This is a genomic window from Ruegeria sp. N8, assembly GCF_056531325.1.
Genome location: NZ_JBQFLQ010000011.1, coordinates 89985 through 100203, shown reverse-complemented (window position 1 = coordinate 100203; position 10219 = coordinate 89985). Strand labels below are relative to the sequence as shown.

Annotated in this window: 10 protein-coding genes; 8 read left to right on the top strand and 2 right to left on the bottom strand. The window is 59.1% G+C overall.

Annotated elements, in window-relative coordinates:
• Positions 1 to 181 precede the first annotated feature (181 nt).
• Entirely contained in the window at positions 182 to 1612 is a 1431-nt protein-coding gene (locus ACR0C5_RS17460) for an ATP-binding protein (protein ID WP_237217564.1), read from the bottom strand.
• Positions 1576 to 2301: a response regulator gene (locus ACR0C5_RS17455; protein ID WP_170417925.1), complete on the bottom strand. Its 726-nt coding sequence runs from the start codon at positions 2299 to 2301 to the stop codon at positions 1576 to 1578. The genes ACR0C5_RS17460 and ACR0C5_RS17455 overlap by 37 nt, the downstream gene beginning before the upstream one ends.
• Before the next feature lie 172 nt (positions 2302 to 2473).
• Here ACR0C5_RS17455 and ACR0C5_RS17450 point away from each other — a divergent pair, with 172 nt between their 5' ends.
• The 8 genes from ACR0C5_RS17450 (at position 2474) to ACR0C5_RS17415 (ending at position 9978) form a co-directional block, all read left to right on the top strand.
• On the top strand, positions 2474 to 2989 hold the full coding sequence (locus ACR0C5_RS17450; RefSeq protein ID WP_170417928.1) for an EF-hand domain-containing protein: 516 nt from the start codon (positions 2474 to 2476) through the stop codon (positions 2987 to 2989).
• 251 nt (positions 2990 to 3240) lie between these two features.
• Entirely contained in the window at positions 3241 to 3963 is a 723-nt protein-coding gene (locus ACR0C5_RS17445) for a TVP38/TMEM64 family protein (protein ID WP_331252139.1), read from the top strand.
• The gene (locus ACR0C5_RS17440; protein ID WP_157054266.1) at positions 3960 to 4328 is read left to right on the top strand and encodes a hypothetical protein; all 369 of its coding nucleotides are present in this window, start codon (positions 3960 to 3962) and stop codon (positions 4326 to 4328) included. Before ACR0C5_RS17445 ends, ACR0C5_RS17440 begins: the two co-directional genes overlap by 4 nt.
• 84 nt (positions 4329 to 4412) lie before the next feature.
• Positions 4413 to 4772: a hypothetical protein gene (locus ACR0C5_RS17435; RefSeq protein ID WP_152460765.1), complete on the top strand. Its 360-nt coding sequence runs from the start codon at positions 4413 to 4415 to the stop codon at positions 4770 to 4772.
• A 132-nt stretch (positions 4773 to 4904) separates the two neighbouring features.
• Positions 4905 to 5954: a YncE family protein gene (locus ACR0C5_RS17430; RefSeq protein WP_170417931.1), complete on the top strand. Its 1050-nt coding sequence runs from the start codon at positions 4905 to 4907 to the stop codon at positions 5952 to 5954.
• 132 nt (positions 5955 to 6086) lie between these two features.
• The gene (locus ACR0C5_RS17425; RefSeq protein ID WP_170418025.1) at positions 6087 to 8372 is read left to right on the top strand and encodes a copper-transporting P-type ATPase; all 2286 of its coding nucleotides are present in this window, start codon (positions 6087 to 6089) and stop codon (positions 8370 to 8372) included.
• A complete protein-coding gene (locus ACR0C5_RS17420; RefSeq protein WP_255612171.1) occupies positions 8369 to 9703 on the top strand; it encodes an APC family permease in 1335 nt (444 codons plus the stop codon). Before ACR0C5_RS17425 ends, ACR0C5_RS17420 begins: the two co-directional genes overlap by 4 nt.
• Entirely contained in the window at positions 9700 to 9978 is a 279-nt protein-coding gene (locus ACR0C5_RS17415; RefSeq protein WP_170417934.1) for a DUF2933 domain-containing protein, read from the top strand. The genes ACR0C5_RS17420 and ACR0C5_RS17415 overlap by 4 nt, the downstream gene beginning before the upstream one ends.
• Positions 9979 to 10219 lie beyond the last annotated feature (241 nt).

The window sequence follows — 10219 nt, the reverse complement described above, 5'->3', positions numbered from 1 at the left end:
CTTTTTGAGGAACACTTTGAACTCGTCGCGCATCGCCATCACCTGCACCAAACCTCTTGGGGGGAAAGTCAGTCTTTCCAGTTCAGTGTTCTCCGCCGCTGCGTTTGAGCCCACACCTGAAACTGGCCCAAAGCGGTACGCTTCCAATAAGCTTTCGGGGCATGCCGATTGTGTTCACAAGTTACGTTTGGCCCTCAAAAACTGGCAGAACCACCTTAGCGCACAAGCCGCCAGTTTCCCCGTTTAGCAATTCTATCGTGCCACCGTGCGACTGGATGATCGTACGTGCGATCGACAGCCCCAAGCCGGTTCCGCCAGTCTCTCGCGAGCGGGATGTTTCAAGCCGCACGAATGGGTCGAATACCGCATCGAGCATATGCTCGGGGATGCCGGGCCCCTGATCCTGGATCAATATTTTTGCCTCATTCCCCTCTTGCATGACTGAGACGTTGGCCCGGGCACCATACCGGCAGGCGTTTTCAATGATATTGCGCAGAGCTCGCTTCATCAGCATCGGCCGAAGCGTGACGGCCGGATTGTCTGCGACCGATACTTCAACCGTGTCACCGGCTTGCACAATGTCTTCGGTCGTTTTGGTTACGAATTCACCAATTGGGACGGTACTGGAAGGTTCGCGCGTGGCCACGCCCTTGGCAAATGACAGGGTGGAGTCCACCATCTCCTGCATTTCCTCGATGGTCTCGATCAGATGGTCACGGGTCTCCTCTTCCTCCACCAGTTCGGCGCGAACCCGCAATCCCGTCAGTGGCGACCGCAAATCGTGACCCAGCGCCCCCAATAGTCTGGTCCGATCGGCAACATAGCGAGTCAGCCTATCACGCATATGGTTGAACGCCTGCGTCAAATCTCGCACCTCGGTCGGACCAGAAACCGTCAGTTCCTGGACGTCTTCACCGCGACCAAACTGGTCTGCAGCCAGTGACAGGCGGCGCAACGGGCCGGTCAGCCGTGTCAGTAGAAACCAAATGGCTGCTCCAAGAATTAAAGTTGCAGTGAAACCGAAGCTGACGAAGGACTGCAAAGGCCATTGCAGAGGAGGGTTATGGAACCGGGTATCCACGTTGAGCCATTGATCGGTCGTCAGAGCGATCGACAGCTGCATTTCAATTGCGGAAACGTGATCACGCATCATTGCCATGTGCATTTCAGCCATTGTAGACGGAACACCTTCAACCGGCAGCATATCGGGAGAGAACTCATGCAACTCTACCCGGATGGGACGGTTTTCATAGCCTGGCAGAATTCTGCGGATTGTGTTTTCGACCGTCCCACCAGCGCTATGTCCGGTGTGATCGACTGCGGGCGTATCTGTAAGGCTGAAACGCACCAGTGGAGAACTTGCCGCCCGCAGGATCGCGTCGTGCATCTCGGGTGGAGCTTCTTCAATCAGCCGCGCGATGTTTGCGGCGCGTCCGGCGGTTTCCAGGCCAAGGGCCATGTGCACTGCCATTGAGCGTTCGTCGACGAACAGCCACAGGCTGACCAGTTGCGCGGCAGCCAGCGCGGCGATGATCAAAAGGATAAGCTGACCGCGCAGACTTTGGGCAAAGGCTTTCATCCCGTAAGCTCGCTCACGTCGGTCGACAGGCAATAACCGCCACCTCTTATCGTGGTGATGAGCTTCGGCCGCGTTGGGTCAGCTTCGATCTTGCGACGCAAGCGGCTGACCTGGTTGTCGATCGTACGGTCGAACAAGTGCGGGCTGCGGCCGGCGGTCAAATCCAGCAGTTCGTCTCGCGACAGGAGTTTGCGGGGCCGCTGCAGGAATACGGCCAGCAGCCGGACATCGGCGGTGGTCAGACTTTCTTCGGCCCCTTCGGCGGATATCAAGGTGCGACTGTCGGCATCCAGAACCCAGCTTCCAAAGGCGATCCGTTTGCCGCTCAGATCGCCAGCCGGGGGGACGGTGGTTTCGGAACGCCGCAGGATCGCCTTGATCCGGGCCAGCAATTCACGTGGGTTGAATGGTTTGGGCAGGTAGTCATCGGCGCCGATCTCTAAACCCACGATACGGTCGGTGTCATCGCTGAGGGCTGTCAGCATCAGGATCGGCGGGCCACCGGCCGCGGACAGGCGGCGACAGACCGACAATCCGTTTTCGCCCGGCATCATGATGTCGAGTACGATAAGATCAATCCGACCGGCCGCCAGTCGTGCGTCCATCTCGGTTGCGTCGCGCGCGGTACTGGCGCGCAACCCATTCTTTTCCAGATAGCGGCTGACAGCATCACGGATTTCGCGGTGGTCGTCGACAATCAAGATATGTGGTGCTTCAGTCATGGCGCAATCATAAGCCCCGGCGCGGTACAAATCCCGGCTTTTTTGTATCCCTTTGTATCAGTTGGGCGGGCTGCGACACAACGATACAAACCGGGTTGAGCAGGGGGGTGGTGGCGCGACCGAGGGCGGCCATATGCTTTGTGTAGAAACAAAAACCCGAGAGGTGAAAGTCATGAAACGTACCTTCACGCTGGCCGCTGGAGCCATTGCCGCGACTTTGATGGCGCTGCCCGCGCTTGCCGCCGGTCAGCATGGCAGCAGCGCGCAGATGCAGGGCCATGAGGGCGGCATGATGCAGGGTGCGCCCGGCGGCATGATGGGCGATCACGCAGGCATGATGCAAATGATGGTGAAAATGCATGGCCAGATGATGGGCGGCAACTGGCTGGCGGTTCTGGACATGGACGAGGACGGTCGCCCGAGCGAATCTGAGATCGCCGAAGGTCTGAAGGCCCGGATGCAGGCGCATGACGTCAATGGAGATGGCAACCTGTCGATTGATGAGTTCGAAGCGCTGCATTCCGGGATGATCCGCGAAACCATGGTGGACCGATTTCAGCATCTTGATGCCAATGGCGATGGCGTTGTGACCACAGGGGAAATCGAGAAAGGCGCAAAGACGATGTCGCCGAAACACGGCATGAAGGCCTCGAAACCTGTGACAAAGGCTTCTGAAACCAACAACTGAAACGCAACCGTGTAGCCGGGTCATCGCACTCGGCACAAACCACTGAGGAACAAAGCGATGATGGGCTATGGCGCTGGAATGGGGTTTGGAATGATCTGGATGTTGCTGATCGCAGTGTTGATCGTTCTGGCGATCGTAGCGCTGATCAAATACATCGCTAAGTGACCTCGGAATCCGTCACTCCCGTTTAGGGGTGGAGGGCTATGTCATAGGAGGAACGAAAGCTGGAGGGCCTGCACAGCAATAGCCGTTTGGTTTTCATCGCGGTTTTGATCGCGTTGCTGATCGCCACCATCTGGTTGTGGCTGTCTGGCGCGTTGGACGCAGGACTATCGCGCGAAGTCATTACTGCGTGGGTGGATTGGGCCGGCCCGTTCGGACCCGTTGTCATCATCGGCTTCATGACAGCCGCAGTGGTTGCCAGCCCAATCCCCAGCGCTCCGATCGCTGTCGCTGCCGGGGTGGCATATGGGCATGGGCTGGGAACCGCATTGGTTGCTATCGGAGCGGAGTTGGGGGCGCTGCTGGCGTTCCTGATAGCCCGTTGGTTGGGGCGCGACGCGCTGCGCCAGTGGTTCGGCGACAAGCTGGACTTGGGGTTGCTTGGATCGCAGAATGCCCTGATGTTGACCGTGTTCACCAGCCGCCTGATGCCTTTCGTTTCTTTCGACATGGTCAGCTATGCCGCCGGTCTGACCCGACTTCAATTTTGGCGGTTCGCACTGGCCACCTTGGCTGGACTCCTGCCGGCCAGTTTCGTTCTGGCCCATCTGGGCAGCCAGATTACCGAAACCGCGACAGGCGGCACCAGCCTTGCGGTTATCGGGCTTGGGCTGTTGACGGGGGCGCCACTTATCTGGTTGGCTTGGAAACGCAAGATGCCTGTTGGCTCTTCAGACCACGAATTGAGCCAGATCAATGCGACCGGTCCAAGCGGCCCTAAACTGTTGGAGAATGGAGGAAACCCTAAGTGATCCGCGCACAATGGATATCAACTGCGACACGGACGGCCCGAGCCATGGGCCGGCTGCAGGTCCTGTTGATCTGTGCGTTGGTGGTTTCGATGCTGATCTCTGTTGTGCCGTCCCATGCCGGGCATGACATCGCGAAGGCCGCCACCCAGGCCGAGCTTGTGATCGATGACAGCGGTGGGTATCCCGCGTCTCATCCATCAGAAGAATTAGACTGCTCAGTGCACCCGGGCTGCTATGCGATGGCAGTTATGGCGGCACCTGAATTGCTCTCGATGCGTATTGCTACGCCCGTGGCGCCAGAACGGTTCCGGCCACGCGCAAGCCTGCCGGTCGCACCACTACCACATCCGCCAAACCTGTCCTGAACGTGACCGGCAATGGCTCCGGAATCGCTCCGGGGTCTTGCCCAAGCCGTTGATTGCGGCCCAACTCAGTTCAGGACACTTACCATGCTTACCATTCTGTACTTTTTCGTCACGGGCGTGGTGCTATTCGCACTGTTGCGCCTGACCTGTGGCCCCTGTGTGATGGGGACACAAGAACATCATCCCGGTGTTCCGGTGACAACCCTTGGCTGGGCGCTCAGCCTGTTTCTGGCCGCAACCTACCTGCTGTGCGTGGCCTTTGACCTGATCTTTCCAAGTTTTGCCATGTACCGGGCTTGGATCGGCCTGATGCCCGGAATGACTTGGCTCAGCCTGCCCTCATTCCTGTTGGGACTGTTATGGGCGTTTCTCTACGGCTGGTACGCCGCGTTGCTGTTCGGCGGACTGTTCAATGTCTTTGCGGCTCGCACAAAACTCAACTGATTGAAAGGACAAAGCCATGAAGGCCATCGCTCTGACCCTGCTTTTGACGCCCTTCCTGATGGCCGTCATCTACCGGATTTTTCTGCACGTGCCCGCCAATGCGCGCGTTTCAGTTGACGAAAGGAAACCTAAATGACCCTGTTCAATCTGGCCGCAGGCCTGTCCGTCGCAGCTTTGACTGCGCCTTCGCTCACGCTGGCGGCAACCGTGTTCATTCCCGAAGGCAGCGCGGACTCGGTTCTGGTGATCGACTCCGAAACCGGCAAGACCGTCGAGCGGCTGCCGAGGCTCGTGGCGGTCCATGGGCTGGCCGGCGCGCCCGGCTTTAAGTACCTGGTCGCGGGCAGCTACGCAGAAACCGAGGCCACAACGCCACCAAAACCCGAAGGTATGTCCAAGGATGAACACGCTGCGCACCACGCCAAGCGCGATGTCACTGCGTTGCCCAAAGACAAGGGGCGGAGCCTGCTGACGATCCTTGATGCGGAAACACGCGAGGTCGTCCGCCAGATCGAGGTTCCAGGTGCGGTGCATCACACTGCGGTGTCGCCCGACGGGCGGTTCGCGGTGGCGACCCATCCGGGCGGTGACGGTATTTCGATCGTCGATCTCGATAAGCTCAGCTTCCTTGGTTTCGTAGCAACCGGGCCAATGCCCAACTATGCGGTATTCGCGCCTGACGGCGACAGGGTCTATGTCACCAATACCGGCAATGGTACACTTAGCGAAGTGGATGTCGTCAAAGGCTTCGTCGTACGCAACATGCCCGTCGGCGAAGGCCCTGAGCATCTTGTACTTAACGCCACCGGCAGCGCCGCCTTCGTAGCCGACAGTGATGGTGGCAAGGCCTTCCGCGTAGATCTTGCCAGCGGTTCTGTCACCGAAACCTATGACATTGGAGGCGAGTTGCACGGGATCGGCCTGTCCGACCGCGAGGGCGTACTGTTCGTGGCCGCCAAAGGCACCGACCGGTTGTTGTCGATTGATCTTGCTACGGGCAAACAGCGCTCGACCAACCTGTCACCGGCACCTTATCACCTGACGACCATACCGAACTCAGGCAAAGTGATGGTATCAAGCCGAACCGAACCGAAGGTCTGGATCGTCGATCAAGTCAGCCTGACGGCTATTACCGAAATGCCGATACTGGGTGAGGGCCACCAGATGGTTGTTCTGCCCTGAAGGACTGTGCCCGGCATTGCGTAATTAAACGGCTCTACGACCAAAGCTTAAACCAGGGAGCAGAACATGACAGAAGACCACGACATCAGAATCCACGCGAACGGCCCGACCGAGGTCGCTTACGTCTGCCCCATGCATTCTGACGTGCGTCAATCTGGGCCCGGCGACTGTCCCAAATGCGGGATGCACCTTGTGCCCGAGGGCGAGGTGGATGCGCATGCGCATCACCACCATTCCGCGCATCATGGCGCGACGGACGAGAACGGTGAATATGACATCGTTCCGACAGGCTATGACGGACCCGTATATACCTGCCCGATGCATCCGCAGGTGCGGCAAACCCATCCCGGGTCCTGTCCACTCTGCGGCATGGGGTTGGAGCTGGAAAGCGCGGCGATGGTGGACGAGGGGCCGAACCCGGAACTGGTGGATTTCACTCGGCGCCTATGGGTAGGTGCGATTCTGACGCTTCCACTTTTGGTTTTCACGATGGGCCCCTACGTTGGGCTGTCTGGTGTGCGAGAGATTTTTGGTGAGCGAACAACCCTATGGATTGAACTGATACTTGGCACTCCGGTTGTTCTTTGGTGCGGTTGGCCATTTCTGGAACGAGGGTGGAATTCGTTTCGCACCATGAACCTGAACATGTTCTCGTTGATTGCCATGGGGGTTTCGGCCGCGTGGCTGTTCAGCGTTGTCGCCGTATTGATGCCCCACATATTTCCGGACGGTTTTCGAGATTCAGAAGGCCATGTTGGGGTCTATTTCGAAGCGGCCGCAGTTATCGTTACACTTGTTCTGCTCGGGCAGGTGATGGAACTGCGGGCACGCGAAGGCACAGGAAAGGCAATCCGCGCTTTGCTGGACATGGCCGCAAAGACCGCCCGCATTATCCGCCCTGACAGCAGTGAAGAGGAAATTCCGCTTGAAGAAGTACAGGTAGGTGACCGCCTTCGCGTACGCCCCGGCGACAAGGTGCCAGTAGACGGCATTGTACTCGAAGGGCGCTCATCTGTTGACGAAAGCATGATCTCTGGCGAACCGGTTCCGGTCGAAAAGGTACAAGGCGAGCCGGTCACAGGGGCCACAATCAACGGCACCGGTAGCCTTGTGATCGAAGCAACCCGAGTGGGCTCTGACACAATGCTGTCCCAGATTGTCGAAATGGTGGCCAACGCGCAACGCTCGCGCGCACCAATTCAGAAATACGCTGACAAAGTGGCGGGCTGGTTTGTACCGGCGGTCATAAGTATAGCTGCGCTGGCCTTTATTGCATGGGCAATTTGGGGACCGGCTCCGGCGCTCTCCTACGCCTTGATCGCAGCGGTGTCGGTACTGATCATAGCTTGCCCGTGCGCGCTTGGCCTGGCCACTCCGATGTCGATCATGACGGCCACGGGGCGCGGGGCGCAGGCCGGAGTGCTGATCAAAAATGCCGAAGCGCTGGAGCGGTTCGAGAAGATCGATACTTTGATCGTCGACAAAACTGGCACGCTGACCATGGGCAAGCCAAAGCTTGTGGCTGTATTACCCGAACCTGGCCATGACGAGGTCGAGGTGCTGCGGCTGGCCGCAACGCTGGAGAAGGGCTCGGAGCACCCGTTAGCTGAGGCAATCGTCACAGGAGCCGAGGAACGTGGCGTAGCCCTGTCCGACGCCAGTGACTTCGAGGCGGTGACTGGTAAAGGCGTGAAAGGCACGGTGGATGGCCGCCCCGTCGCGCTCGGCAATCTGAAACTGGTCACCGATCTCGGACTCGAGGCGGCCGAACTGACGGCCAAGGCCAATGCGCGTCGGGATGACGGCGAAACGGTGATGTTCGTGATGCTTGATGGTTCAGTGGCGGGGTTGGTCTGCGTCGCCGACCCGGTCAAGGAAACAACACCAGCCGCACTCAAGGCGCTGCACGAACTGGGTTTCCGGATCATCATGGCGACTGGCGACAACGAACGCACTGCAAAGGCGGTGGCCGAACGTCTGGGTATCGATGAGATTCGAGCCGACGTACTGCCCGAGGACAAGGCCCGCATAATTCGCGAACTGCAGGAGAAAGGCGCAAAGGTCGCCATGGCGGGTGACGGAGTGAACGACGCACCCGCGTTAGCGCAGTCCGATGTGGGCATCGCCATGGGGACCGGTGCCGACGTGGCGATCGAAAGTGCAGGCTTCACGCTGGTCAACGGAAGCCTTGATGGCATCGTGCGCGCCCGTAGGCTGGCCCGCGCTACCATGCGCAATATCCGGCAAAACCTATTCTTTGCCCTGATCTACAACGCCTCGGGCGTTCCGGTGGCGGCGGGTCTTCTGTTCCCGCTTTTCGGCATCCTGATCAGCCCGATGTTTGCGGCCTTCGCTATGAGTGCTTCATCGATTTCAGTGGTGTTGAATGCGCTGCGATTGCGGGGGGCGAAGATTTGAGCACGCACGAGCATAGTACCCACGGCGCCAGTGGCGCGCTGAAGCCCGGATCAATCTCGCTGACCGGAGCCGTCGCCATGGGGACCGGCGTGATGATTGGCGCTGGGATCTTTGCACTTACCGGACAGATCGCCGGGCTGGCGGGGCCATGGTTTCCGCTGTCCTTCGTGGTCGGGGCCGTGGTGACGGTTTTCAGCGCCTATACCTATATCGCCATGTCCAACGCCTGGCCCTCATCAGGCGGCATCGCCATGATCCTGACCAAGGCATATGGGCCCGGGGCGGTTGCGGCGGCGGCCTCGCTGCTGATGGCACTGTCGATGGTGATCAACGAAAGCCTCGTCGCGCGTACTTTCGCGACCTATGCGCTCCGCCCGTTCAACATCGAGAGCGGACCGCTGGTGTCTTTGGTCGCTGTTGCGCTGATCGTCTTTGCCTATGCGGTGAACCGGTCGGGCAACCGGTCGGTGGGGTTGTGGTCGATCATCATGTCGGCGCTCAAGATAGGCGGGATCGCAATATTCGGCATCGCCGCACTTTGGGCTGCGGGCGGAACCTGGCAGGTTCAGGGCTCGGAACCGGCCGCGCCGCTGGGGTTCGTCGCCTCGGTAGCCCTGTCGATCCTCGCCTTCAAGGGCTTTACCACCATCACCAACAGCGGGGCCGAGATCGTCGACCCGCACCGCAATGTCGGGCGCACCATCATGATCTCGATCGCGATCTGCGCGGTGGTCTACCTGCTGGTCGCCCTTGCCGTCGGTGTCAGCCTGCCGCCCGAGCAAATCCGCGCGGCGCAGGACTATGCCCTGGCCGAGGCTGCCAGGCCGGTGCTGGGGCAGGGCGGGTTCTACCTGACCGTGGCGCTGGCGATGGTGGCGACGGCCTCGGGGCTGATCGCCAGCGTTTTCGCTGTGTCCCGGATGCTGGCGATGCTGACCGACATGAAGATGATCCCGCACAGCCATTTCGGCATGACGGGCAGCATCCAGTCTCACACGCTGATCTACACGGTCGTGATTGCGGGCCTGCTTGCGGTGTTGTTCGACCTGTCTCGCATCGCCTCGTTGGGGGCGTTCTTTTACCTGGTGATGGACATGGCGGTGCATTGGGGTGTCTGGCGACGCTTGCGCGGTCAGATCAAAGCCCGTGGATGGGTCTTGCTGACCGCCCTGGCGCTGGACTGCGTAGTCCTGACCGCGTTCACAATACTCAAGCTGCGCTCCGACCCGATGATCGTAGTATATGCCGTTGCTGGCATCGGCTTGGTCTTCGTCTATGAGCGCATCTTTCTCAAACAATGGATCATCGAAAAGGAGACAAATCAGCTATGACCCAATCAAATTTCGACGAAACCCGCGCCACACAGGAGACGACCGAAAGGGTCAGCTCTGACGTAACGGCCGAAGCGCCCAAAACCGAAGATCAGACGGCCAACGGTGCCAAGCGTAATTGGCTCCCGGTTGTCATTGCGATCGCGTTGGGCGCCGCTGTTCTGGGCTGGGAATACCGCGAGACACTCTATCCTTTGCTCAGTTCTCCGTTGCTGTTCTTGCTGGTCTGCGTGGGCATGCATTTCTTAATGCATCGCGGCCACGGCAAACACTGAGAACGGCGCCCTGTATGGCTGGCGGCTTTGCGGCAAGAACACTGCGCAACAAGGAGCAGCAACGGCCAACTGATCAGAACAAATTTGTAACCCAATAAGGAAGGGAAATTGCCATGTTAGCAAATCCAATTCGGAGAGCAGCAACTGAACTGCACCTGACGGCCGGTGCACTAACTGTAAAGGCATTGCACGGTGACACCGACGAAGATCACTCTGATGAATAGGGAATGGGGCATCGCGG

What these genes read in the sequence shown, in the direction of transcription:
- ACR0C5_RS17455 (WP_170417925.1), bottom strand. Translation starts at nt 2,301, where the DNA reads ATGACTGAAGCACCACATATCTTGATTGTCGACGACCACCGCGAAATC.
- ACR0C5_RS17450 (WP_170417928.1), top strand. Translation starts at nt 2,474, where the DNA reads ATGAAACGTACCTTCACGCTGGCCGCTGGAGCCATTGCCGCGACTTTG.
- ACR0C5_RS17435 (WP_152460765.1), top strand. Translation starts at nt 4,413, where the DNA reads ATGCTTACCATTCTGTACTTTTTCGTCACGGGCGTGGTGCTATTCGCA.
- ACR0C5_RS17430 (WP_170417931.1), top strand. Translation starts at nt 4,905, where the DNA reads ATGACCCTGTTCAATCTGGCCGCAGGCCTGTCCGTCGCAGCTTTGACT.
- ACR0C5_RS17425 (WP_170418025.1), top strand. Translation starts at nt 6,087, where the DNA reads ATGCATTCTGACGTGCGTCAATCTGGGCCCGGCGACTGTCCCAAATGC.
- ACR0C5_RS17415 (WP_170417934.1), top strand. Translation starts at nt 9,700, where the DNA reads ATGACCCAATCAAATTTCGACGAAACCCGCGCCACACAGGAGACGACC.